The organism is Enterococcus florum (assembly GCF_004309355.1).
GTDB lineage: Bacteria > Bacillota > Bacilli > Lactobacillales > Enterococcaceae > Enterococcus_A > Enterococcus_A florum.
The window spans coordinates 39,571-65,611 of record NZ_BJCC01000022.1 but is presented as its reverse complement, the minus strand read 5'-3'; the positions used below and the strand labels follow the sequence as shown (position 1 = coordinate 65,611).

Below are 26,041 nucleotides of genomic sequence, written 5' to 3'. Positions count from 1 at the left end.
AAGCTATCCTTTCGATTCATTTTTTCTATTTAACGTGCTATAACATCTATTATACCGCGGAAAATTCAAAAAATATCATTATTTATGATACGGCTCCTATGCGTTCATACAACAATACTCTGTTTTTAAAAACTTGTTTGATCTTGATCACTTTTTGACAGATTCCTTCGTGTTGGAGCGGACAGGAACGACAACGCTTTTTTAGCAACGTGTATTTCAAAGCCCCATAACGGTTACTCATCTCGCCACTGCTTGCACTTACTAACTCGATACGATAAACGTCGCAAATCTCATTTTCACTGTCTAGTGTATCTACTGCACCCAGACTATTTTCTACTATTCATATGAACGCCCCTTCAACTTGATTCGCTACAATGGCCCCATAAAAAATTCGACTTCATTTTCCTCACTCTTTTTTAAATAAAAAGACCCATTCACATCACTAAGTAGACATCTATCATACCTCAGTGTTGTAAATGGGTCTAGCTTACATAGCAATCACTATTCCATATATCAATTAAAAATGTTTAATGTCAAGCTAATTCAGGTCATTCATTGATAGATAAGCATAAACAGCACCATAGCTACCCGCTTCATTTTCTAATTGAGCCTTTTTCAAGGAGAAATGATGTTTAATTTGTGGAAACACATACCTGTCCATGCTCGCTTTTAGTGGTTTCAATAGCTGGTCACCCGCTGCAGACAAACCACCGCCGACAATTACTTGCTCTACATCGATTGTATTCAAAATCCCCGCTAATGCTTGTCCTAGTATATCAATAAACTCCGCTAACACTTCCTGAGCAAGGGGATTTCCCTTTTCAGCTTCTGAAAAGATCCTAGGAGCCGATAGTGAGGCCCAGCTTTCCCCAACTTCTTCTAGTTTTTTTCGCATGCTCAAGGTTAATCCATTCGCAGAAGAAAAGGTTTCAAGACAATTTCTAGCACCACAACCGCATAAACGATTCTCAGTGGAACGGACTGGGATATGTCCAATTTCTCCTCCAGCGGAATGGCACCCGTTTAAGATTTGTCCATTTAAGACAATGCCGCCGCCAACCCCTGTGCCTAATGTCACAAACAAGAGGTTCTCCTTTCCCCGAGCAGCACCTTGCCACATTTCGCCTAGTGCCGCTGCGTTCGCATCGTTTAAAAGTGCCACACCAATCCCCAATTCATTTTCAATCAAATCCTTCAGTGGTAAATCGTACCAATCAAGATTAACCGCCTGAAGAACGACTCTTCCATCTGTAGAGATTGGACCAGGAACTCCGATACCAATCCCATCAATCATATATGCTTCATTATTTAGTACTTGAGTTTGGATTGACTCACAGATTTCTTTCGGAATAAACATACCTTTTTCAGAAATGTTGGTAGGAATCGACCATTTTTTTTCAATTGCACCGTTTTTATCCATTAAAGAAAATTTTATTGAGGTGCCTCCAATGTCGATCCCAATCATATTGTTTACAGTATTCGTCATCATCTCACCCTTTAGACAAAATTACGTAGATAATGGGTGCTCTGCTTGATGGAGCGTTTTACATCAGCATAATCAGTTTCATATGCTCGATCTTCTACCTCAATACAAGTATAGCCATCGTACCCAATATCTGTTAAAGCAGAGACATAGTTTCCCCAATCTACATCGCCTAATCCTGGTAACTTAGGTGACATATATTCTAGAGGGGTTGCCATAATTCCAACTTCTTGTAATTTATTCCAATAAAGTTTGATATCTTTGTAATGAACATGGAAAAGCTTGTCTTTAAATTCATAAATCGGTGCAATATAGTCCATCTGTTGCCATACAAAATGGGATGGATCAAAATTCAACCCGATATAGTCACTATCCAAAATATCAAAAATCTTTCGGAAGAGCGCCGGTGTCGTCATCAAATTCTGTCCTCCCGGCCACTCATCTTCTGTAAAGAGCATCGGGCAGTTTTCGATAGCAATTTTCACTTCATTTTGTTCAGCATAGGCAACAATTGGTTTCCATACTTTTGCCATTTCTTTTAAGTTCTCAGAAACTGTTTTCGATGGCATTCTTCCAATAAAAGTTGTCACAAGATTAATCTTCATTAATCTTGCTGCATCGATAATAGAATAAAGATGGTTAATTACTTGTTCACGTTTGGTCAAATCTTCATCTAATGGATTGGGATAATATGCTAAAGCTGATATTGCAACATTCTTCTCAGAGGCGTAAGTTTTATATTGTTCTGCTTGTTTCTCTGTTAAATTTTCTGTATCAATGTGTGAAACACCTGCATAACGACGCTCTGCTTTTCCTGCAGGCCAGCAAGCAACTTCCACGCAATCCAATCCATTCTCAGCAACAATATCGATCATTTCAAAGAAGTCGCTTTGATCTAAAATAGCTGAAACTAATCCTATTTGCATTTTTTCATTTCCTCCTATTCAAAATCCACTGAACGATGTTCAGCAGCTGAAATCCGAATAGCATCAAGAACCTTCATTAAGCGCAAGATTTCTTCTGGTTTCACCGCTAACTCTTCTTTACCTTCTACATAATCATAATAATGGTCAAAGAACATTTGATGGTTTACATTCACATCGGGCAAGTCTTCCGTAACTAACCGTCCAGCTGGTGGTGGTCCGAATGAACGCGTCGGACCAGCAGCCGTCATGGTGATCTTTCCTGGAACATTGGCTAACAATTCACTGGTCCGAACGATTTTCCCTTTTGGTTCAAAACCATCCACATATGCACTGCCCTTGTCTCCTCCTACAAACCAATGGCGCTCAAACCATTTTTCTTTGTCTTCTAAGAAATACGTTCCTAATTCAATTTGTCCAGTAATACCACTATCAAAATACAGCTGGATGTTGAAATAATCGTCCACATTTTGATTGATGACATTTCTGACATCGGCATAAATTGTTTTAAGTTTTCCAGGAATCATCCAGAGCATCTGATCAATCAAATGTACACCCCAGTCATAAAGCATGCCCCCACCAAATTCAGGGTAAACATGCCAATCATGCATATTCCCATTAAAACCGTATAAACAATTCTTAATAGTATAGATGTCTCCTAATGTCTGACTATCCACGACTTCTTTAATCAAACGATAATCTTTGTCCCAACGTCGTTGATGATGAATCGTAAAACGAACATTTGCTTCTTTCGTTAACACCATCATTTCTTGAAATTCAGGTCCATTCATAGCAGCAGGTTTCTCTAAAATGATGTCTTTCTTAGCATTTGCTGCCTTTTTAACCATTTCCAAATGAATATGATTTGGTACAGCAATAATCACGGTATCAATATCTGAATTTGCCAATAACTCATCGGCCTTTAGATAGGTGTGAATGTCTGCGGGAACATCTCTTAATTGTTCTTTGTTGATATCACAAACACCAACGATTTTGGCATAATCCAATTTTTGAAGCATGTCTCCATGAGTTTGACCCATAAAGCCATAGCCAATGATTCCAAAATTCAACATAGCATTTCCTCATTTCCTTTAAATTGTAACTGCTCGTTCTTTTACACCCACTAATGGTACTGGAATATAGGCCGTTCTAGTAGCAACTGTTAAGGCAACCTGATGCTCCCCTTTCTCTAACCCACCAGGTTTTAGCACACGGACATACAACGGCTCCCCGTATTCCCATTTATAACTGGTTACAGTAGTCGCCTCATCTAATGTAAACCAATCCTTTTGATCAATTGAAATCTGAATAGCTTCAGGTGATTCTTCTTGCCCGTCAACTGCCACTTTAATAAATTCCAACATAGAGAGAGGAATTCCTCGATAATAAGTAATTAGCGTTTGCAATTCGTACCCAATGATTTCTCCGTTTTCCTCGATGTTTTTACAACTATTTTTTTTGAAGACATTATTGTCAAACATTTTACTGCTCCTCCTATCCTTGAATCTCTTTTAGACACTCTTGCAAGTACGCTTGATTTGCCGCCACCTGTTCTTTTTCCTGCATTGGTTTGCCTGGCAAAGTAAACCTGTTTCCTTCGTATTCTGTTGCCACGTAGCCGTCATAATTTTTTTCATGCAAGTACTCTAACAGTCCACGATAATCCATGGAATATTCTGGACCTTCTGGAGTCATTTCAAACATCTTAACGTGGAAGTGTTTAATATACGGCATGTATTCATCTAACACAGTGAATGGATAGTTTTCATACCCATCACAAAGAGGTGCGAACATTTGATCTTCTTTTGTTTTTATGACTTTCTTGAAGTCCTCAGGAAATTCTCCGTTATTTTCTCGGATTACTCGGTGTAAGTCTGTTCCTTGCTCAAACAATTGATCTAGATAGGCAAACATTTCAGGACTAGCGCCATTGTTCACTTCGTAATTCACAACCACCCGTGGGAATTTTTGACAGAAAATACCCGTATCAATGACTAAGCCGATATATGGCGAATTCAGCCGCTTCATTTCCTCGATAAAACTCAATGTTTCTGGTTCATCAAACGCCATTCCTGCATGAACTTCCAAAGCAATCGTGACATCATATTTTTCACAGTAAGGCAATAACGGCTCACAAACCCAGTAAGGGACCATTGATACAAGTCGAATCAATTTCATTCCCAAACGGTTCGCTTGTTTGATTTCTTCAATCAGCAATTCAATACATTCTTTTTGAGTCAAATTACGATTATGATACAAATTGGTGTTCAAGAAAACATCAGCAATCACAGGTTTGATCCTTGTTTCTTCAAGCAGCTTGTGCCAGTGTGCTACATCTTCGTTTGAAGGATGAGGCGCATTTTTAATCATTTGATCTGGTAAGATTTCCACACCTTCCACGTGATGCTCTTTTAAAAACTTCATCAAATCATCTAATGACATCCGATGATTTAAATATTCATCTTGTAAGCTGTATAAACTTACAGCAGTTTTAATTCTAGACATTCCTATTCCTCCTACTTTTTGTACTAAACACTTATTCACTATTCTTTTTGAAAATAGTGGACGAACATTATGACAAGTAATGTTCGTCCAAACAATTTATTACAATTCGACAACTTTACCTGTTTCAGCAGATTTATAAATTGCTTCTAAGATTTGGGTTACAACGATTGCTTGTTCAGGTTTTACCAGAGGTTCTGTGTCATTAATGATGGCCTCTACCCATTGTTTCGCTTCTGCATCTTTTTGCTCTAGACTAGCGCCTTCAAAACCAAAAACACCACCGGCATCTGAAGGTTCCGTTTGTTCCAATTGATTATGATCTGCTTTATTAAACACAACATATCCTTGGTCTAAAAAAGCTTTACCAAACATTTCTGCCCCACCATCTGTACCGCATAAAGTCACTTGTGCTTCTTTCGGGTTGATCATGTTTAACGCCCAAGCTGCTTCAAGGAAAATCGTTGCACCATTTTCCATTTTGATTAAACCAAACGCTGAATCTTCCGTTTCAAAGGATTCCGGTTCCCAAGGTCCGAACATATTCGCCATCGGATTGTCCTTCAATTTCTGATACGTCGAGCCTAAGACCGTTTTTGGTTTGTAGTTATTCATGTACCAAAGGGTCAAATCCAATGCGTGGGTACCAATGTCGATCAATGGTCCGCCGCCTTGTTTTTCTTTGTCTGGGAATACGCCCCAAGTTGGCACGCCCTTTCTCCGAACCGCATGGGCTTTCGCAAAGTAAATTTCACCTAACTCTCCTTTGCTGCAAGCATCGTAAGTTGCTAATGAATCCGCTCGAAAGCGATTTTGATAGCCAATCGTTAATTTTTTGCCTGTTCTTTCTGCGGCATCCAGCATTTTCTTCGCTTCTTCGTAATTGATCGCCATTGGTTTTTCACACATCACATGCTTGCCGCTTTCTAACGCATCAACCGTAATAAATGAATGAGAAATATTCGGTGTCAATACATGAATCACGTCGATCTCTTCCTGTTTCACCACATCTTTGTAATCCGCGGTCACTAAAGCATTTGAAACACCATACTCTGCCGCCGCCTTTTCAGCACGTTCAATGATGGTGTCGCAAAAAGCCACCAATTCTACCTGATCAGCCAATTTTGCTAACGCTGGTAAATGCTTTTGATTGGCGATTCCGCCACACCCGATAATCCCAAATTTTAATTTTGTCATGTTGTTTTCCTCCTTATGCGTTCTGCTGAACGGCTATCCATTTAAAAGCCAGCCCTTAGCATTTATTCGACTGGCTAAATAGATATCGCTTACAAAATCTAGTTTATAGAATCATTGAGTTTTGTACTTCTCAAAAGTTACAAGAAAAAGCCAAACTTCTTTGCACTTTCTCATTCTTTGGTTTTTCTCGTACAAATTTATATCATACATTTATGCTCAATCGTTGTTGCTCTCACGCTTTTTATCTAATTGTGTACGAATATCATCCGTGTCCTTGTCACTTAAGTTCCATAAGAGACAAGCCAAGGCCGATACAAAGAACAGGATTGCTGGTATCAGATTTACCACAAGATTGATGCCATTTTTAGTTGCCAGTGATTGCTCCATATTCGCCTGATAACCAAAGGAATGCAGCAACATAATCCCTACTGAAGCCCCAATAGCGTTTCCAATTTTTGTCGCGAGTCCATAAGTGGCATAAGCGGTACCATCGGTCCGAACGCCTGATTTCAATTCTTGATAATCGACTGAGTCTGCTACTAAAGATAGTGAAATTGGAAAGCCCATATTGAATAGCCCAAAGATCACGTGACCGGCGATAATCATCGGCAGGTTATCAAAGTCTGCAAAATAAACCACCAGCAAACCAATCCCTTGAAGAATCAAGGAAACCATCAACACGTTGCGTTTTCCAAATCGTTTCACTAACGGGACAATCGCTAATGAGCAAAGTGCACCGCCAATGGAAGGAATCGTCATGAGTAACGCAATCAACGTAAATGCCCCTAGGCAATAAATGACATAGAACGTGGTTACGGCGATTCTGCCCATGAAGGCCGTCATTTGCAAGATCATAATCAGAAAAACAATCATTAAATATTTGTTTCCAATGACATTTTTTATCGTGGTACGAAACGGTACTTTGTGTTCATTTTTCATCGGCTGAACAACTTCTCGAGAAGTCGCAAATACCGCAAAGAACAAAGGAATGGAAATCACTGCATAAATCAAGGCGGTCATAAAATAGCCGCGTCCCGTCGCTACCTGCGAACCATCCGAGAATGCTAGCATGATAAAGGAAGACATGGAGTTAACAATGATCATCCCCACATTCATTCCCACAGAGCGCCAAGCATTCAGTTGATTTCGCTCATTGGCATCCTCACTCATGACTGCTGCTAATGCACCATAAGGAATATTCACCAATGTGTAAATCATTCCGGCGATAATATAAATAACCGCTGCCCAGACAATACCTGCGGTTCCATTGCCAAATGGGCCAGTAAAGGTCAAAACTGAAAAGAGTGCTAAAAACGGTGAACCAAAAGCAATATAGGGACGAAAACGGCCTAATTTACTTCTTGTCCGTTCTGCGATCATTCCCATCATCGGGTCATTGATCCCATCCCACAAACGAGCAACCAACATAATCATGGAAACTGCCACAGGAGCCAAACCGACAATATCTGTATAAAAAACAGTTAAATAAGTGCCGACAAACGTCCAAACAAATTGACTCGCCAAGTCTCCCAAACCATACGCAATCATCGAAAATTTCGTTAATCCTTTTTTCTCCATCTTCATTCCATTCTCAAAGACCTCTTTTTCCATGTGAACCTCCTAGAATCGTTGTATTTGCAAACGTTTACAATGACTAGTTTAAGCTGTCACGGGAAACAATACTCGGCGTTTGTCATTGATTCTATTGATACTTTCACAGGAAGATCGACAAAATTCCCACAAAAAAACAAGATTGTATTACACAATCTTGTTAACGAGAGACCTTTTGGATCTCAATCAATTGAATATCTTGGGGGGAAAGTTCCATTTCGATCTTTAACTGATGGTTTCGAGAATGGCCTTCTCTGATTTCAAGCTGCGGTTCACAGCGATGCTTTAGATAAGCGATCACTTCATCGTCCAGCCGATCCGAACTGCTGACTTGATTGATTTCCTCCAATATATTGCCTGCCGCCGCCCCGATACGATAATACTTAATACGATAGCGGCTTTCCTCGTCCTTCAAGTCCTTCAGTAATACCTGCTTTTTCTGGACAGTCCCGGAGGCAAACAGCGCTGCCGCGTTCCTTCTCGTAAATGCGCTGCTATAGTCATAATAATAAGTAGAATTAAGGTGACTATAGGAGTAGCACAGGATCTGGATTTTATTTGGATCATCCTTCGTGATCAATAGATCCTCTGATTGAAATACTAGCTGATCACTTAAGCGCTTAAGGAAGCGATAGGCATAATACCCGATCTTAGGAATCCCACTTTTAGAAATCAACCCAGAGCCGCCAAAAATTTCCTTATTGGCAGTATCGAAGGTGGTCACCGACAGATCCGTTAGCTGCCAATAACCAATCAAATCACAATAAGGCATAGCCGAGAGGGCATTTTTTAAAATGTAGCTGCCCTTGAAAGCCGTATCGTTGATAATATCACGACTTAAGATGGTTACATTGAATTCCGTAATAAATGTTTTGCCCTGGTAATTCATTTCTGCTAAAAGTTCTTTGAAGCCTTTGATTCGGTGAAGCAGATACTCCGAGTTTGGTGAAATCGGCTCATGATGTTGCTTTTTCTGATTCATCTGCTGCTTCACCGCATCCATAGGATAAATCGACAGGCTTAAAAAATCTGGTGCCCCTTTACTCGTGATCCATTGGGTAAGAAAATCACTTAAATCTCGGGTTTCGATGTCCAAACTTAACCCACAGCCGCCTATTTGGATTTCCGGAACAATTTGCTTCACCGCTTTTTGAATTTTTGTAAAGACCTCAATGTACGTTTTTTCTTTCGCCAGATTCATTTGGAGTCCATTGTCATCGATGCGCATCAATTCCTCACAGCCGATCGTCTTCAAGACTAATGGATTTGGCTTCCAAATCTCAATCAGCCAAGAGGAAACCTCTTCTAACCCAAAGACATCTACACAATGATGGAAAAATACTTGGAACCGTTGGATTAAATCCGATAATTCATAAGATTTTCGGATAAAGGGATGACTTTTGACGATCTGCGTATGGGATTCATGGATCAGCTTCCCTTTAAAGCCGAGTTCTAAAAAAGGTTTGATTCCCGCCTTCAGTATGATCCGAATGATCTCATCGACTGTCGAAAAATCATAAGCTTCTCCTACCTGTTCGAGGATTTCTTCGCTTAGCAGTCCCCAGATTCTGCCATAATAGAAGGGATTATTTTTCTGCAAAAAATGAATTTGTTCCGCAAAGGACGCATGGGTCAAATCACCCGCATACCCGAGATTGATCATATTTTTCTGAAAATTTTGATGGCTAGATTCCTGCATGGAAACTTGAATCGTCTCATCATCGATTTTGCTATCCTTTTCTTTAAAATAGCTCTCTAGGCTTTGAATATCCGCTTTTTCAAGTCGGTTTTTCTTCGAATCGATTTTAGACTCCGCCTTTATTTCCTTGCGAAACTCACTAGGCGTCAATCCTTGATACTTTTTAAACAGACGATTAAAAGAGTTAATATTCGAGAAGCCTGCTGAAAAAGCAATATCGGTAATCGATTTTTCCGTCTCTAGCAAGTCTTTGCGAACTTTCTCCAAGCGCTTACGAATCAAATATTCATTCATCGGCATCCCGATCTCGTTAGAAAAGCTGCGTGATAAATACTGATCGGAAACATACAGCTTATGGGCTATGTCCACTAAACGGATGTCCTTATCAAAATTATTATCAATGTAAAATTTCAGTTCGTAGACCTTTTGCTTCATGCTCCGTTCTTCTTCTATCGTCGATGGTTTGGTATACTCCTTCTCCAACAGCTGCAGGATATGAAAATACTCTTCAAAGACCGCTGAAATTGTCTGTTTCTCCTGCAAAATATACAGCTTTAGTAGCCTTTCAATGGATTGAACGACTTGATCATCCGTTCTCTTCGTATCCGTCACTGAATTTCCTTCAAAAACGTAATCTGTCTGCACTTCAAAATCATACTTCAAAACAATTTCAAAGGTTCGCGCATTCTTAGTATAGACGGTATGAACTAACGATTTTGATAAAATGTAAAAATCATTTTTCTGCAACGAAACGATAGTGTCTTCTTTTTCAATCGTCACTTCTCCAGCTAATACATAGATTAGATGGATATTCGAATCAAAATGCTGCATTACTCGGTTCCCCGTTAATAAATTTATTTCTATGTTATCCCATGGTTCGATTAGACGCATAATGACTTCTCACCTCTTTAAACTAGTATAAAAAAGCATAAATGAATGTCTTTTTCTTCGCAGCAAAATAATATATATTATACACACGATTCAGTGAAATATGAACTAAATCTATATAGTCGATTGCTCGAGCAATCTCTTTAGAACAAACAAATCAACATATTTGTTCTATTTATTGAGCAAATATGTTGATCTGTTTGTTCTTGAGACCGTAAATCCTCGTTTTTCATAAAATTGATAGGTAGATCCTGTATCGGGGTATAGATAAATAAACTTTCCTTTCTTGTGTTTTTCAAGCAATTGCTTCCAAGTCTGAACTTTTAAAAAGTGTGGTATAGATTTCATTTAAAGAATAATCAGGTGATGTAAACATTGGCAGAATAAAAGAACTCATTTTGACAGGACGTTCATTTTTACTCATCGTGCGATCAGAGACTTCAGAAAACCGATCATCATTTTCTTTTGTAAAGAGTGGGGGACCTATTTCAGATAAAATGTTTTTATCTTGTTCACTGGTCTTAAGTACTTCTAACTCTGAATTATAAGATGCACCTAACAGCCAATTATAAACAATTCTGGCAGCTATCTGTAGGTAATCTTACTGAACATTCGCTTGTATCACCTTCTCATTGATCAATTGAAAACAACGTTGCTGCATTTCCTTTAGTACCTGTTCATTCACTCCCCTCGTGATATAGCGATTTTCTTGTGTATTGAACATTGTTTGATCCTCCTTTAGACACAAAAATAGCCCAATCATCTATATAAATGATTGGACTTCAAAGAAATAATATATACTTGCAAATTGAGTTAATACTAGAAACAAATCTTTTTTCCCTTATGGATTTTTCCATTACTTCTACAATTGCCGCTACACAAAGGCTATCACATTAACTTATATCTCTAAAAATCTCACTAAATCTTTACTCCACAATGAGAAATCATGAAACCCGGCTTGTAGATAAAAGGTTATTGGGGCGTTGGAATCAAGCGCTTTAATTTGGTCAATCACTTTTACTGTTTGTTCGCAGAGTGGATCTTCTTTACCACAGGAAAATTGAATAGCTGGAATTTCTTTTCGCTGATTTAGAAGTTTTTTGTATTGAAAAAGGCAATCATTTTCACTTCCCTGATCACCTTTTGAAAAAACTTTTTGGTAGTGCACTTCTTTGCGCTCTTTTTTGTAAAAAACAAAAGCGGGAGAAAAGGCTCCTATTCGACTATATAATTCTGAGTATCGTAACCCCAGTAAAACTGCCCCATAACCTCCCATTGAGAAACCTGCTATTTGAACATTTTTTCGCTCAAAATTCAATTGATACAGTGACTTTATTACTTCATAGAATTCTTTTCCGATCGCTTCTCCATAGTTTTCGCCATCAGCATGATCTGTATAGAAGCTGTTTTCTCCAGCAGGGCAGAAAAAGGCAACATTATACTTTTCAGAGTACTCAATTAACGGCACGTTTAGAGCCCATGTGCGTTCATCTGATCCAATTCCGTGTAGCAAGAAAACCACTCGAACCTCTCTAGGAATCTTCTCTGGTAGTATAGCAACATACGATTTACTTCGTTGTAAAACTGTTGAATAATAAGAACCTTGAATGTACATTGTCTCACCTCTTTTTCTAGAATAGAAGAAAAGACCATGATAATTATCACGGTCATCTCACTCGATTATTTTCCAGCAAGTCCTAGCCCACCAAGAACTACTGAAACAAGTAAAATTCCAATTAATAATTTTGTTGTTGATACTTTCTTATTTCTAATCAACCAAACAACTAGCCAAACGAAACCAAGAGACAACAATCCTGGCAGGATTTGATCTAAAATCTCTTGCAGATTTAGTTTTTGACCAGCCATTTTCAAAACTACTGATAGTTTGAAAGGAACATTCATAAAAGTCATGGCGCCAATCATCATTAATCCTAGCATGCTACAACCCTTCGTAATGGATCGCAATAACCCACTTTCTTGAGCTTCTTGAATATAGCTTGCACCTAGTTTATACCCAACGATACCGCCATAATATCGAATAAAATAAAACGGGATATGGTAAATCAGAAGAAAGAGAATCGGACCCAATAAGTTGCCCTCTTGTGCGAGACTCATTGCAACACCCGCAGCGATTACGCGTAATGTGCCTACGAAAAAGGAATCTCCAAGTCCAGCAAGTGGCCCCATCAAACCAACTTTGATTCCGTTTACAGACTCATTAATGTTTTCTTGTGGATTTCTAGCATTTTCTTTTTCCATCGAAAGAACAATCCCCTGGATAAAAGGAATGAAGGCATAATTCGTATTGAAATACATCATATTACGAGCTACAGCGTTATAATAGTCCTCATCATTGTTATAAATTTTTCTAAGTAACGGCATCATCGCCCAGCCAAATCCCGGCCCTTCCAATCGAACATAGGTCATTTCAGACATTCCTGTCATTTGTCTCCAAAACATGCGATTTAAATCTTTCTTTTCTTCCTTTGCTAAATCGAATCTCATCATGATAAGAAGTCCTCCATTTCGTCATTTAGATTTGAGCTATTTGTAGCACCCACAACCATTCGCTGCTTCTTTAGTTCATTTAATTCTTTGGTCTTCTTGAAATCTGTAAGAATGAAATAGATTGCAATTGCGCCACCTAAAACAGCTATTCCCATCGTATTCATTCCCAAGTAGGCCGCTAAAACAAAGCCAATAAAGAAGAATGGTAAAATCTCCTTGTCCCACATAGAGCTGATCAAAATTCCCATCCCTAAGGCTGGCAACAACTGAGCCATTACATTCAACATTTGATTAACTTGCTCAGGCAAATTACTCATAAAGCTCTCAACTGGACCAACACCCAGTTGTAATACAATTACAGTCATAACAAAATAGACTGCTGGATAGAAAAACATCGCAAAAAAGTGTGCAAGATTGAATTGCTTTTCATTATGATTAGCGATCGCTCGGTCTTCGAAATCAACAACGAAGTTAAAAATTAAACAAACAACATTGAATAGTAGTACTGCCAACAACCCGACTGGGACAGACAAAGCAACGCCTGTAGTAACACCCTTACCAGTCAAAATACCAAAAGCCGTTCCAAAAACCGCAGCCGCTGTAATATCAGAAGGAACCGAACCTCCAATGGTAAACGTTCCCATAAAAACGGCCTCGATTGCAGCACCAATAATAATCCCTTGGGTTAAATCACCCAAAACCAATCCCACAAGTGGACCAATCCAAATGGGACGTGGCATAATATTCAGAAAACCCCAATCCAACCATTTGACAAGAGCCATAATCAAACCAACTAAAACCGATTGCATCATTTTCTTTTCCTCCTTTAAAGCACTGTCTTCATATCCGTGATCGGCTGATCAGGAACTAATTGATATTCGGTTGTTACGCCTAATTTGATGATCTCTCTTAAATATTCTTTATCCTTCTCCCCCAAAAAGACATTATCATTCAATTTAATCCGCTCATCACCATCTTTACTAGCTTTTCCATAATTTCCAAGATTAACCTTTTTGATCTCACTGGCATTTTCAACAACGAATAATGCATCCTTAGGTGAATTAACGATGACTAGAATACTCAAATCATTCATTCTTGGATCTCGCAGTAGAACTTTGGCTTTCTCTTCATCAAGAATAATGACCTTGATAGAATCTGGAGCTGCCATTTTTAAAGTCGAAGATAAAATTGGATCAGTCGCCGCCTTTTCGTTTACAACGATAATTCGATCTACTCCTAGCTGTTTACTCCAAATCATTGCGACTTGACCATGGATCAAACGTTCATCGATACGTACCATTTTAATCATTGTGTTTCACTCCTTACTTGTTTTCTTGTTCACTTTATTAAATGCAAATACTATGCCAACTTTATTTTTCAAAAATCCTATCAAATCAATACTCAGTCTAAAAAGAAGTGTCGGAGCCTGTTCCGACACTTCTTTCGAATGGGATCATCCCATCATTTGCTTCACCAATTGATAAACCATAGCATATTCGGTTTTTGGAATACGAAGATTGTATTTCTTACATATTTTATCGAATGCAACATCAGAAAACTCGCAGAAATTCTTGAATTCATTTGTATCTTTGACGATAAAATCTGTATTCTCATCGTCGCCACCTGTCAGAATTCGTTCAATCATCAAAGACATATGCAAAAAGAGATTAATCCGCACAAAATTTGGAAAACTAATTTGATAATAATTTTCGTATGAAGTAATTACTTCGCCAACCTCATTGATGATTCGTTCTGGATTCAAAAAGTTTAAACGCTCTGATGCACCTTCAATTGTAAATAATTTCAAGATATCATTTCCACACTGTTTAATCGCCGATTGATCCATATAATCTTGAAGACTCATTAATGATTGTGTATCTTTGACAATTTCCTCGACTGAAATTATCGGTTGTATACTGTCCTCTATTTTAGGTGTAGTAATAACTGCAATGGTATTTTTGAAAAATATCTCATCCAGATTTTGACATTTCTCGGCTAATTTCTGATAATCAAGAGTCAACACGTCAACCTCGTCAGAAAGATATTTTATAAAAATATCCTTGATTTTATCCGCAATCCCTTGACCAGATAAACAAGCAATCAAAACATTGGGTTTTTGTGAAACTCCCTCAAAATATTGACGATCCACTTTGAAGTGTTCTAAATCTAATTGCTCTAATTGACGCGTTGTTGCACCCTGATGCAGCTTCATTCCTACTTCGATACCTAAAGCAGTAGACACGTTGTTCATAACAATCAAATCCCCACTCACATTTCCTTTGATACTGCTGTAAATTTTTTCTAGAGATCCCATATCTACTAATATAACTAAGCCTTGACTAGTATCGACTTTTTTCGTGTAATTGACGATTTCATTGATAATCTCCTGGGTACTAACTAATGAAGGCATTCCAAAATAATCAAAAATATACTCACCAATCATTTCATTAGCTGTCGCAGCAAGCGTCTTTGCATTATTTTTCCCGTGCATAACAATTATTGCATTTATTTTGGAAACGATTGGAAATTCACTTGATAAATAGGCTGCCAATAAACTCCTGAACTGATTAAATAATGGGTGCCCATGATACATTTCCAATAATGAATCTGTCACTACAAAATACTTGCGAAAACTAGAGCGGTCCGTCTCTTCAATGGCAATATTCCTTTCAAAGATAAATCCCTGACCATTAAAAAAATAAATTATTTTAGTAAGACGTTTTCGTTGGGCCTCTGAAGGTAGAAAACCATATTGTCTTAATTTTCTATCAATTAATTTTTCAATATCACGATATCCAAATAATGTAAAAAAATCATTCATTTGTTTTTCTAACTGGTTATCTGCTTCAGTCAAATAGTTTTCCATCAAAAAGAAAAGATTCTTCGTTCTATTAACTAATTGACTGAATTTTTGAATTTCTTTCATTTCTTCTCTTAAATGATTGAGAGAATCACATTGCACAGCCAACGGCTGGGGTTCGTCATTTGGAATAAAACTGACAGAATCACATTCTCTGACAACCGCTTTATGATAAGGAATAACGATGATTTCAGCCGACTGTCTTGGTAATTCATCTGCGACTAAAACTTTAATCTGGTTTTTCAGTTGTCCAATATTTCCTTCGAATTTGATTTTCGATAGTTCTTTAATCAAAGTCTGAGAAACACTCACCTGCTTATTCACTTTGTTTGCTTCTTGTTGAAAAAATAGTTGGATTAGACGTAAACGCTCATTTAAAGGACGTGATGAAAATTGCGGCAATATGACTTCGTAAGGAATTCTTCTACGAAAAGTCGTCAATAACGTCGATTCCGTATTTTCTGTTGTAGCCATAATTAAACGGACGCGAGTCTTACGCCATTTCTCGTTCTCACCTAGACGTCGAAATTGACCCGAATCGATCAATAGAAATAGTTTCTCCTGATTTTCCGCAGTAAGATTATGCACTTCATCTAGAAAAAGATATCCTCCATCGGCTTCATCGAGCAGGCCTTTTTTCTCCTGATTCGCCCCAGTGAAGGCCCCAGATACATAGCCAAATAAAACGGATGAAAGTAATTCAGGGTTGTTTCCATAGTCCGCACAATTCAGAACCACGAAGGGAGCATCTGGTTCAATCTGGGCCTTTTCTTTCGCATACTCATAGATCAGTCGTGCAATAAAGCTTTTTCCTGTCCCGCTAGCACCATTCAAAATCAACGGCAGCCCATTAGGATACATAACTGTTGATTTGAACTGCTGAACCATTGGACGTAAAGAACCATCGTAGCCAATTAAGCTTTCAAAGGAATCTATCTCCTGAGAAAATGTTTCAAAAACAAAAGTCGTTGGCTTACTTTTTATCTTTCTTAAATGTCCTTCTTCTGCCAAACGATTTAAGTAATGACTTACAGTATTTCTACTAAGTCCTTTATTTTCTGCAATCAGTGATGCTGTTACAGGTTCGTTTACAAAATTCTCTTGAATATAAGATAATAACTCTTCCTGAACTGACATTCTTCATCACCTCTCCGTTTACGTGAAACCTTATCGTTTAATTTCTCCGCTTGTATCTAAAAAGTCCTGTACTTCTTTTTCTGAGAATAAATTGCAGTCGCCGGAAACAGTATGCTTCAGTGTCGATGCTGCTGCAGCAAAATCGATCGTCTTTTGGGGATCATCATACTTGATTAATCCATGTAGAATCCCAGCCGTAAACGCATCTCCTCCACCAACTCGATCAACGATATGATTAATATCATACATTTTCGACTGATATAAATTACCATTCTGATAGAGATTTCCCTGTAATTGATTATGTTGAGCATCAAAAACTTTGCGTTTAGTTGAATAAAACACTTTGATATTCGGATAGCTTTCAGCTATGGCTTGATAATAATAATCTAAGCCTGCATCTTTTTTTTCAGAGATTTTAAAGAAATTCAGCGCATCTAATTTTGCAGCGGAACAATAATCAATATAGTGAGCAATCTTACGAATAAACGCACCACATTCGTCAACCGACCAAAGCTTTCCTCGATAATTAATGTCTAAACTAACTTTTACATCGTATTCTCTTGCCTTTTTTATTAATTGTACCATCAAGTTTTGCCATTTCGTACTTAATGCAGGAGTTATCCCGGAAATGTGTATTATGTTAACACCTTCAAATAACTCAATGCTATCCCATTCCAACTCCTGCATTTCTGAAAAACTTGAGTGTGCGCGATCATAGATGACATTGGTTCCTCGAAGGCCTGCTCCTTTTTCCAAGTAATAAGTTCCAAGTCGTTCACCACCAAATAATAAGCTAGAGGTATCAACACCGTATTTATTCAAGTGTTTCTTTACTGCATACCCCAATGGATTATCAGGAACTTTTGATGCAAAACCTACCTGATGACCAAAATTTGCCAATGATATCGCCACATTTGCTTCTCCTCCACCGTAATGAGATGCAAATTCAGTACTTTCATCTAGTCTTGCGTTATCAATGGTGGATAATCGAAGCATAATTTCCCCAAAAGCCAATATTTTCTCCATTATCAGGCACCTTCTTTTATACGTTTAAATTCTTTCACATAGCTTTCAGCCATTTTGATTACCTCTTTATAGTTCCCTGTATCTGCTGGCTTCAATAAATTCCCACCTACACCAACCGTAACCACTCCCGCTTTAAACCATTCCTCCATATTATTCAAACTAACGCCGCCTGTCGGCATGATATTTACTTGAGGCATAGGTGCTTTAAAGGCAGAAATAATTTCTGGGCCGTATGCTGAGCCTGGAAAAAGTTTAACGATATCTACTCCAGACTTCATCGCTTCCTTGATTTCTGTGATCGTCATACAGCCTGGAAGATAGGGTACCTGATATAGGTTACAGATTTCTGCGGTTGCTTGATCAAATGTTGGGCTGACAATAAACTCAGCACCAGCCATGATTGCTAAACGGGCCGTTACCGCATCAAGTACCGTTCCAGCACCAATGATTACCTCATCATCCCTAATTTCAGCTTTCACTTCTGCAATGACTTGATCAGCCTGCGGTAGAGTCCATGTGACTTCCAGTCCTTTAATCCCACCTTTAAGCAAAGCATCGCAGGATTTTTTTCCTTGTTCGGCCGAATTTCCACGTATAACAGCAATCACACCAGCATTTTCTATTTTTTTTAAGCTATCCATTTTTTTCATTTTTTCGCCTCGTTTGTATGATTTTCTAAATAATTAAAATAATTGAAATCAGCAAACGAGCGATGGCGATCAAAATCCTGTGCACATATTCCTACCATCGCACCTGTAAATGCCAGTTTTCCGTTTGCCTTGATATAGTCATCACTTAGATGATCTGCTTCTAGTATCTCGCCAATTGGCTGTATTTCGCCATTTCCGATTCCGTAAAAGAATTGGGCTTGGTCTCGATCGACCTTAACCGCTAGTCGAATGGGCTTATCTGATGGAATAGCGATTCGCTCGGAGCGGTAAATGAATTGGTGGACTCTAGCGGTCTCTACTTGGATAACTTTTGACTGTAGCCTCTCATCATATGAAACCTGCAGATAGTGCCAATTATCAGTGTCATAAAATAGAACCAAACCAGCCATTTGTTGAAAATTCTCTGGTTCGAATTCCATTTCGGTTTCCACTTTGAAGCAAAAATGCTGCCATCGTCGAGCAATCAATGTCTGACGGTGCAGGCTGGTAATACTTTGTTCACCATACAAGCGCAAATAACCGGGACGCTCTGACAGAGAAATCTTTTGGCTCATTTCCGAAAGTGGTTGTCTTAATGTTTTAAAGTAATCTGGAAGTTCTGGGTCTGTGAAATCACATTGCGTACTAAAATCAAGCTGCTGGTCACTGTTTTGAGCAATACTAGGAACTTCAACCGCCAAATCTGGAAACATTGTTCCATTACTGAGCCGTGGCCAATCATCAATCCAGTCAATTTTCTGTAGTGCCGTCTCACGACCCAAGGTACAGTTCCCACGTTTAGTAAGCGGACGAGAGCAAATATGCACGATGTACCATTCCTCTGACGAAACTTCGACAAACGATGCATGGCCGCTTTTTTGTAACGGATTTTCAGGTACTGGCTTGGTGGTCAAAAAAGGATGATAGGGTGAAAGCTCATAGGGTCCCATAATAGTTTTTGATCGGCAAACTGTCGCGGCGTGACTGTAGCCTGTTCCACCTGCTGCGCACAATAAATAATACCAGCCATCTTTTTTTAGCAGCTGCGGTCCTTCACATACTCCTAAATCGGTCCCCGTGTAAAAGTACTCGCGTTCACCGATCAATTGCATGCTTTCAATATCGAACTCCTGAATGACTAAACCAGTAAAATTTGGCTGCTCCAAACGGTGGTCAAACAGCATACTCATAATGTAATGACGACCGTCATCATCATGGAAAAAGGCTGGATCAAAGCCACTAGCTGTCACGAAGGTCGGCGTTCCCCAATCACCTGTGATTGTTTCAGAAGAAAAAACATAGTTCAACGTATCCTTAAAAGCATTTCCTGTCTTTACATCTGTAATCAACAGCCAAAAGCGTCCCTCTGTATAGCTCAGATGCGGCGCCCAAATGCTGCCTGAATTATAGTTTCCAATTAATGATGCCTGAAGGCTATTCTGAAGGGGATTGGCGATCAATTGCCAATTTACCAAATCCCTTGAATGATAGATTTCTACTCCAGGCATCCACTCAAATGTTGAGGTTGCCAAATAATAATCGGTTCCAACTTTTACCACACTCGCATCGGGATGAAATCCGCGTAAAATTGGATTAACTAGCTTATTCATAACAAATTGTCTCCCTTCCATGCAGCTCATATCCATAAACCTCTAATTCTGTGAGTGCTGGAAATGGTGAGCCATCTTGGTGTTTCATTAGTTTCTTTAACGTTACAGTACTCGTTCTTTTTGATTCAAAGGAAAAATATTGGCGATCAAGAGCATTCGTCGTTTTTAATTCTAGCTGCTCTCCATCGGAAAATTCTAAAGTGACTGCTTCCCAATAACTATCATGTGGATAATCCCCCCGCAAAACGAGCGCGAGCTTATCCGTAACTATTTCACGTCCAAAATCAATAGTTATCTGAGCATCCGCTTGTTGATTGATTCCCCATGATTGGTACGGAAATGAACCATGGCTTTCATTTGCAATCATGCCATCGATAGCATTACGGGCAAAAAAGGTTGAATCATTGCGCGTTTCTACATTGGCAAATGCATGGGGATAGGCACCTGAATCGTTCTTTTGATCATGAGCATTCAAGGCCAAATTACGATAATTTTCTACCTCATAGCCTTTCGGCAAGAACGCTCGAATATAATGTCTCTCTCCAGCAAATAGTTTTGGGGAGTATGCCCTTTTTAATTCAGCATCCGTAATAATAGGAAATTCCCATTGATTGGTGGTTAAGTAGATTAAACTTGCCGGTAGGGCTTCGTCTACCTGTACCCAAACAAAGCACTCGGTTTCACTGGACTCTAAGATAATTTTTTCTCCGGCTGCGTATTCTCGCGTTTTATAAGCAAGGTACGTTTCTTCTTCGTGGGATCGCTCTCCAACAATAGCTCCTGCAAAATCAACCAATTTCAATGTCAGCATACTCACTGTCCTCCAATTTTTCGATCTTCCATTTTGTCGTGTAAAAATCATTTACTGGTTGGTCAATCATTAAACCAATCTTCATCAATTCTTGACCGCTATGTATCTCTTTGTTAACCAGGTAACGAGCGGTTGCCTCCAGGCCCTTCAGCTTTAATCTCTTAGGAACGGTATTGGGTCTAGCTAAAATAGTTATATGCGTGACGATCAACTCACCGGTTTGCTCATTTTCCTTTTGCCAAGCAAACTCATTTGCTGGATCATAGACTGCTAAGCGGGTGTGCTTACCAAATTGCAAGGTTGCTCGTTCTTTTTTATATTCTTGAATCTGTTTTTTTACTTGTTGTCTTTCAGAAACTGTCAGCTTCAAAATATCCAGTTCGTAACCATAATTTCCCTGTTGTGCTACGAGTGCTCTTGTTTTGAGTGGAGTACTTCTACCGACCTGATGATTAGGCACTGCGGACACATGACAGCCCATCGTTACAGGAGGATAAACAAGTGCCGTTCCTTCTTGAATTGCCAGTCGAGCGATCGCATCCGTGTCATCACTAATCCATGTTTGCGGCATGTAATACAGCATTCCAGCATCGCAACGTCCTCCACCGCCTGCGCAGCTTTCAAAGAGAATTTTCGGATTATGAGAAGTGATTGCCGCTAATATGCGATACAGTCCCAAAATATAGCGATGGGAAAATTCTGCTTGTTGATCGGATGCAAGATTGGCTGAATAACTGTCGGTTACATTGCGATTCATGTCCCATTTGACATAATCAATTTGATTTTCGGCAAACAGTTGATTCAGCGTTTGGATCAAGTAGTCCTGAACTTCTCTTCGCGTAAGATCTAACATATACTGATTTCGAACCATCTGCGGGGTACGATTGGGTACCTGAACGAGCCAATCTGGATGCTTTTCATACAGCTGACTAGATAAGGAAATCATTTCCGGCTCTACCCATATCCCAAATTTCAATCCACGCTGATGGACCTCATCTACTAAAGAGGAAAGACTTCCGCCTAACTTTTCTTCATTTTCAAACCAGTCCCCCAGAGAGGTCGTATCATCATTTCTCTTCCCAAACCAGCCGTCATCTAACACAAACAATTCAATCCCTAGATCACAGGCCTGATCAACCATTTCAATAATTTTTGTGCGGGTAAAATCAAAATAGGTGGCTTCCCAATTGTTGAGTAAAATTGGGCGTTCTTTTGTACGGTGCGGACTCTGAATCAGACATTCTTGGAAAAAACGATGGAAACGATGGCTCATTTCAGTTAATCCAGCCTCAGTCGTTAAAAAAACTGCTTCTGGTGTCTGAAAGGCTTCTCCACAGTTTAATTTCCAGCCGAACTCAAAGGGATTGATTCCAAGCTGCAATCGGCAATTTTGATGCATGTCTACTTCTACTTTTCCAGAGAAATTCCCACTGTAGATCAAATTGGCGGCAATCACTTGTCCCGAATCTTCGGTGGTCTCAGGATCCATCAGCGCTATAAAGGGATTTTGACCATGACCACTGGCGCCTCGCTTACTATCAATGCCTTGGAATCCTTGACGAATTGGCTGCCTAGATAACTGATTTTCTCTGCCCCATGCGCCGCCTAGTGTCAGTAAATCGAATTTATCCGTGAGAAAATCGATGCTTAGCGACATCAAAAAATGAAGAAATATCGGTTCCTTCAAATGATTGGTATATTTCACTGATTGGGTAAATACATCCTGCTTCACGAAAGCGGTAATTTGAAGCAGCAGCTCATTTTTCGTTAATTCATCTTGCAAAAAAATCCTCAAGACCTGCTGCTCTTTGTGCTGAGCGAAGGGCAATCCCTCAAGCGGCTCCTTCTCAATTGAAAATTCATGATGATGATAGCGAAAATCTGCTAAACGGGAGCCATCTGGATAGCTTTCCTGATGGGCAGATGTTCGCATATCGGGATTCCCAAAAGCAGGATATACTAGCGGAATTTGTTCTAGTTTAAAATCTTTTATCCCATCTGTATCAGCTAAATAGCTGGCTCTTTTGATTTCAGTAATGACGTAGGCTAAATCTGTGTCAGGCAAGCGTTCGCCAAAATAGGCTAATGCTAAATGACCACTTTCTAATACGACAAAACTAATCTGAGTACACTCTGTGGCTAGAGTGATGGTTTTCAATCCTTGTATATTCATTTATTTCCTCATCCTTTGCGGAAAAAGACTTAAGACCCCCCTTAAGTCTTCATTTTTTACCAAATTAGAAAATCTTTATCCAATAGACGCAAAATGGCCTCAACAAAATAATAGTCCGCATAAATAATCGGCACCTCGGTCCATTTTTCTTCATGGTAACTACCTGTTGAAAAATCAATCAGTCCATCTTTTTCCGTATCCCAAATGGCATATTTTTCTTCTGTTGCTTGCAGGATATTTATTGCGGCATCAATATACAACGCTTTTTCGTACTCATCCACATGCTTAGCGATCTCCAAAAGGCCACAGGCAGCACACATTCCCGCTGACGTATCAATCATCACCGGTTCTTGTGGTGCTCTAAAGTCAACTACTGGAATCCAATCTGTTTTCGCGACTTCAGAAATGAAATAATGGGCCACTTTTTTTGCAGTTTCCAGATAGTCTGTTTTCCCTGTGTGAAGATAACTTAATGCAAAACCGTAAATTGCCCAGGCTTGTCCGCGCGACCAAGAAGATCCTGAGGCATAGCCCTGACCGGCTGGCGTCTCGATTAGTTCGCCGTTTGTTGGATCGAAAACACCGATATGATTGACTGACCCGTCCGGTCTTACAATCTGATTCATCACCTTATCCGCATGATCTTCAGCGATATAACGAAAACGCGGATCACCGATCTCCTTTTCTGCCCAATAAAGCATTGGAATGTTCAACATTGAATCAATGATGACCCAACCAGCACGATCCCGATTCCAAGAACGGATATATTTTCCTCTAGGATTGTAACGCCCTGCTAATAGATGAGCCGCATGAAGTCCCCGTTCTTTTGAACGTTCATTTCCTGTTAGACGAAAATTTGCCACGGCGGTATGCAGCCACATAAAACCCACATCGTGATGCAGACCTGTATAAATCTCAAAGGCCTTATCTAAAGCTACTTCATTTAGTTCAGCAGTTTTTTTATAAAGTTCTTTTTCGGTGGCATGATACATTTGCCACATCATGCCTGACCAAAAACCGTTGGTCCACCAAACAGGATCAGATGTCCCTAGGTCTTCTTCATAAAGTCCCGTTTCTACACTAGGAATATAAGGAATTTTCCCTCCTAGGCGCTTTGCTTCGACCGTTAATTTTTCATCGATTTTTTTTAAAATCTTCTTTGCCCATTGTGTCGTTTCTGCATTAATCATATCCATTGCTCCTTTTTGATTATGTATTCTTGATTATTGGTTAAAATTTGAAAATCAGCTGTCGTTTCAAAAAATTGCAGCTTGGGAAGTGCTGCTTTTTTAGGCCCACCAGCTACGAGTGCCGCAAATGTGACCTTTCCTTTTGATCGTTCTATTTTCAAAACAGGAATACCATTTTTTTCTGATGAGTAAATATTGGTGTTAGGACCCTGACTGACAATATCCGCTTGACGATTACCCTTTATATCCTTGATTAAGCTAAAGCCAAAGCGATTTTCTAAACAACTGCTGGTCGAAGTGAAGGTTGGTTGATTATATTTGGGATTCCAATCAACTAATGGGAATCCTCCTTCGAAAACTTCAACAGGATACGGTGTATCAATCATATGAATTCTCACATGCGAATGACCATCCATCGGAACAAGATAGCTTTGTACCTTAAGCTCCTCCCAAACTGTCCAACTGCTCCAGCTATAGGTAGGAAAAATTTTTGAAGCAAAAATTCGCTGGCGTGTTTGGTATTGATTGTGCCCTTTCAGAGAAAAGGCTAGCGTAGAATCAACCGCAAATGACTCAATGTTTTGATTGTCGCGGGTCAAGTTGAAGCCAAAATAAGATGAATACGCAAATTTCGTATATTTTTCACTTTGATGATACAGTTTCTGATTGCTGCAATACTGCAAATTACTCAAAGCGATAGTTTGCTCCTTATTTTGAGTAATATGAAAGCCGGCGTGTGCTTGGACACTATGCGCTTGGATCGGCAGAGCCGCTTCATCAAGCGTCCAAAATGGTGCGTCATCTGGCAATTCTAATAAAACAAATGCTTTAAACGCCCACATCGGAGAAGCTGGTGCATTATAATCTTCCGATAACATCAACTGATTGTAGGCGTAGCCAATCGACAGATTCTTTTCCTTTGGCAACTGAATCGGACACTTTTGCCAAAATCGTAAATTCCGGCCAATTATCCCTTTAATTTCAGCTAAACTTAGATTCGACTTTTGATACACCCCGCTAACGACCAACACACTCCAAAAGCTGATATGTGCAAAGCGATACGTTAAGCTTCGGCCATATGGCAGCGAACGTCCGACAGGATCAAACCAATGCTTAAACTCATTGGCAAACAGAACTGCACGCTCAACATACACCTGTCCCTGCCCATCCCTGGAAAAACGGCTGTAAAGCAAGCCGTAAAAATGAAAGGCAAAGGCAACGTAATAATCTCGCTGCTGATTCTTTCCGTCTGAATACCAGCCATCACCTAAATAAAACGACTCGATTCCCGCTTTTGCAAAAGCGAGGCGTTCCTCCGAATATGGTAAGCCCTGCTCCTTCAACGCACCATTGATCAGAATTAAAAAGAAATACCAATTCCCTGCCGGAAACTCAATCTGATTCAACTGATTCAGCCATTGAATCAAATAGGCCTGTCCAGCTTGACTAAACAATCGTAAAAAAGCTTCACCGAATTGACCGATGGCGTAACCCAGTACACCTGCTTCTACCGCAATTTGACGATTTGCAGTAGAGATAGTCGGCAGCTGCTTGTTTTCGACACATTCCTGAAATTTCATGATAGCGTCGAAGCTTTTAAGCTCCTTAAGTGAACCGCTACATGCTGGCAATATTCCCCAAAGCGGTCGCAGAATACTTTCTAACTGACGAATTTCAATTAAATAGGCGCTGCCGCTTTGAGCAAGGTATTCATCATCCTCAGGCAGCAAATCCAACAGGTAATCAAGGACTGCTTTTCTACTAAAAGTCATG

Annotated in this window: 21 protein-coding genes; all 21 read right to left on the bottom strand. The window is 39.4% G+C overall.

All coding sequences use genetic code 11. The annotated features are described in order from the left end of the window. Positions 1-538 precede the first annotated feature (538 nt). Entirely contained in the window at positions 539-1,486 is a 948-nt protein-coding gene (locus NRIC_RS12955) for an ROK family protein (protein WP_373862079.1), read from the bottom strand. 11 nt (positions 1,487-1,497) lie between these two features. Further along, positions 1,498-2,409 (bottom strand): sugar phosphate isomerase/epimerase family protein, encoded by a 912-nt coding sequence (locus tag NRIC_RS12950; RefSeq protein WP_146623124.1) that lies wholly within the window; start codon positions 2,407-2,409, stop codon positions 1,498-1,500. Between the two features lie 14 nt (positions 2,410-2,423). Then, on the bottom strand, positions 2,424-3,479 hold the full coding sequence (locus NRIC_RS12945; RefSeq protein WP_146623123.1) for a Gfo/Idh/MocA family protein: 1,056 nt from the start codon (positions 3,477-3,479) through the stop codon (positions 2,424-2,426). Between the two features lie 18 nt (positions 3,480-3,497). Next, positions 3,498-3,887, bottom strand: a complete 390-nt coding sequence (locus NRIC_RS12940) for a C-glycoside deglycosidase beta subunit domain-containing protein (RefSeq protein ID WP_146623122.1) — start codon at positions 3,885-3,887, stop codon at positions 3,498-3,500. Positions 3,888-3,900: 13 nt separating this feature from the next. Further along, the gene (locus tag NRIC_RS12935) at positions 3,901-4,911 is read right to left on the bottom strand and encodes a sugar phosphate isomerase/epimerase family protein (RefSeq protein WP_146623121.1); all 1,011 of its coding nucleotides are present in this window, start codon (positions 4,909-4,911) and stop codon (positions 3,901-3,903) included. Positions 4,912-5,010: 99 nt separating this feature from the next. Next, positions 5,011-6,105, bottom strand: coding sequence for a Gfo/Idh/MocA family protein (locus NRIC_RS12930; RefSeq protein WP_146623120.1), 1,095 nt, complete (start codon positions 6,103-6,105; stop codon positions 5,011-5,013). 216 nt (positions 6,106-6,321) lie between these two features. Continuing rightward, complete coding sequence (locus NRIC_RS12925; RefSeq protein ID WP_146623119.1) at positions 6,322-7,716, bottom strand: MFS transporter; 1,395 nt, start codon at positions 7,714-7,716, stop codon at positions 6,322-6,324. Between the two features lie 160 nt (positions 7,717-7,876). After that, the gene (locus NRIC_RS12920; RefSeq protein ID WP_146623118.1) at positions 7,877-10,306 is read right to left on the bottom strand and encodes a GH39 family glycosyl hydrolase; all 2,430 of its coding nucleotides are present in this window, start codon (positions 10,304-10,306) and stop codon (positions 7,877-7,879) included. Positions 10,307-10,904: 598 nt separating this feature from the next. Then, positions 10,905-11,027: a hypothetical protein gene (locus NRIC_RS19730; protein ID WP_265416115.1), complete on the bottom strand. Its 123-nt coding sequence runs from the start codon at positions 11,025-11,027 to the stop codon at positions 10,905-10,907. Between the two features lie 174 nt (positions 11,028-11,201). Beyond that, the gene (locus NRIC_RS12910) at positions 11,202-11,918 is read right to left on the bottom strand and encodes an alpha/beta hydrolase (protein ID WP_146623117.1); all 717 of its coding nucleotides are present in this window, start codon (positions 11,916-11,918) and stop codon (positions 11,202-11,204) included. A gap of 65 nt (positions 11,919-11,983) precedes the next feature. Further along, entirely contained in the window at positions 11,984-12,811 is an 828-nt protein-coding gene (locus NRIC_RS12905) for a PTS system mannose/fructose/sorbose family transporter subunit IID (protein WP_146623116.1), read from the bottom strand. Then, complete coding sequence (locus NRIC_RS12900) at positions 12,808-13,623, bottom strand: PTS mannose/fructose/sorbose/N-acetylgalactosamine transporter subunit IIC (RefSeq protein WP_146623115.1); 816 nt, start codon at positions 13,621-13,623, stop codon at positions 12,808-12,810. The genes NRIC_RS12905 and NRIC_RS12900 overlap by 4 nt, the downstream gene beginning before the upstream one ends. A gap of 14 nt (positions 13,624-13,637) precedes the next feature. Then, positions 13,638-14,120, bottom strand: a complete 483-nt coding sequence (locus tag NRIC_RS12895) for a PTS sugar transporter subunit IIB (RefSeq protein ID WP_146623114.1) — start codon at positions 14,118-14,120, stop codon at positions 13,638-13,640. Positions 14,121-14,264: 144 nt separating this feature from the next. Then, positions 14,265-16,808, bottom strand: a complete 2,544-nt coding sequence (locus NRIC_RS12890; protein ID WP_146623113.1) for a sigma 54-interacting transcriptional regulator — start codon at positions 16,806-16,808, stop codon at positions 14,265-14,267. A gap of 30 nt (positions 16,809-16,838) precedes the next feature. Further along, positions 16,839-17,834: a sugar kinase gene (locus NRIC_RS12885; RefSeq protein ID WP_146623112.1), complete on the bottom strand. Its 996-nt coding sequence runs from the start codon at positions 17,832-17,834 to the stop codon at positions 16,839-16,841. A gap of 2 nt (positions 17,835-17,836) precedes the next feature. After that, positions 17,837-18,484 (bottom strand): bifunctional 2-keto-4-hydroxyglutarate aldolase/2-keto-3-deoxy-6-phosphogluconate aldolase, encoded by a 648-nt coding sequence (locus NRIC_RS12880; protein ID WP_146623111.1) that lies wholly within the window; start codon positions 18,482-18,484, stop codon positions 17,837-17,839. Next, positions 18,481-20,094 (bottom strand): glycoside hydrolase family 43 protein, encoded by a 1,614-nt coding sequence (locus tag NRIC_RS12875; protein ID WP_146623110.1) that lies wholly within the window; start codon positions 20,092-20,094, stop codon positions 18,481-18,483. Before NRIC_RS12875 ends, NRIC_RS12880 begins: the two co-directional genes overlap by 4 nt. Then, positions 20,087-20,905 (bottom strand): hypothetical protein, encoded by an 819-nt coding sequence (locus NRIC_RS12870; RefSeq protein WP_146623109.1) that lies wholly within the window; start codon positions 20,903-20,905, stop codon positions 20,087-20,089. The genes NRIC_RS12875 and NRIC_RS12870 overlap by 8 nt, the downstream gene beginning before the upstream one ends. Further along, complete coding sequence (locus NRIC_RS12865) at positions 20,883-23,078, bottom strand: alpha-galactosidase (RefSeq protein WP_146623108.1); 2,196 nt, start codon at positions 23,076-23,078, stop codon at positions 20,883-20,885. The genes NRIC_RS12870 and NRIC_RS12865 overlap by 23 nt, the downstream gene beginning before the upstream one ends. Before the next feature lie 56 nt (positions 23,079-23,134). Further along, on the bottom strand, positions 23,135-24,268 hold the full coding sequence (locus tag NRIC_RS12860; RefSeq protein ID WP_175580091.1) for a glycoside hydrolase family 88 protein: 1,134 nt from the start codon (positions 24,266-24,268) through the stop codon (positions 23,135-23,137). After that, a complete protein-coding gene (locus NRIC_RS12855) occupies positions 24,265-26,040 on the bottom strand; it encodes a DUF2264 domain-containing protein (protein WP_146623107.1) in 1,776 nt (591 codons plus the stop codon). Before NRIC_RS12855 ends, NRIC_RS12860 begins: the two co-directional genes overlap by 4 nt. Position 26,041: the final 1 nt, after the last annotated feature.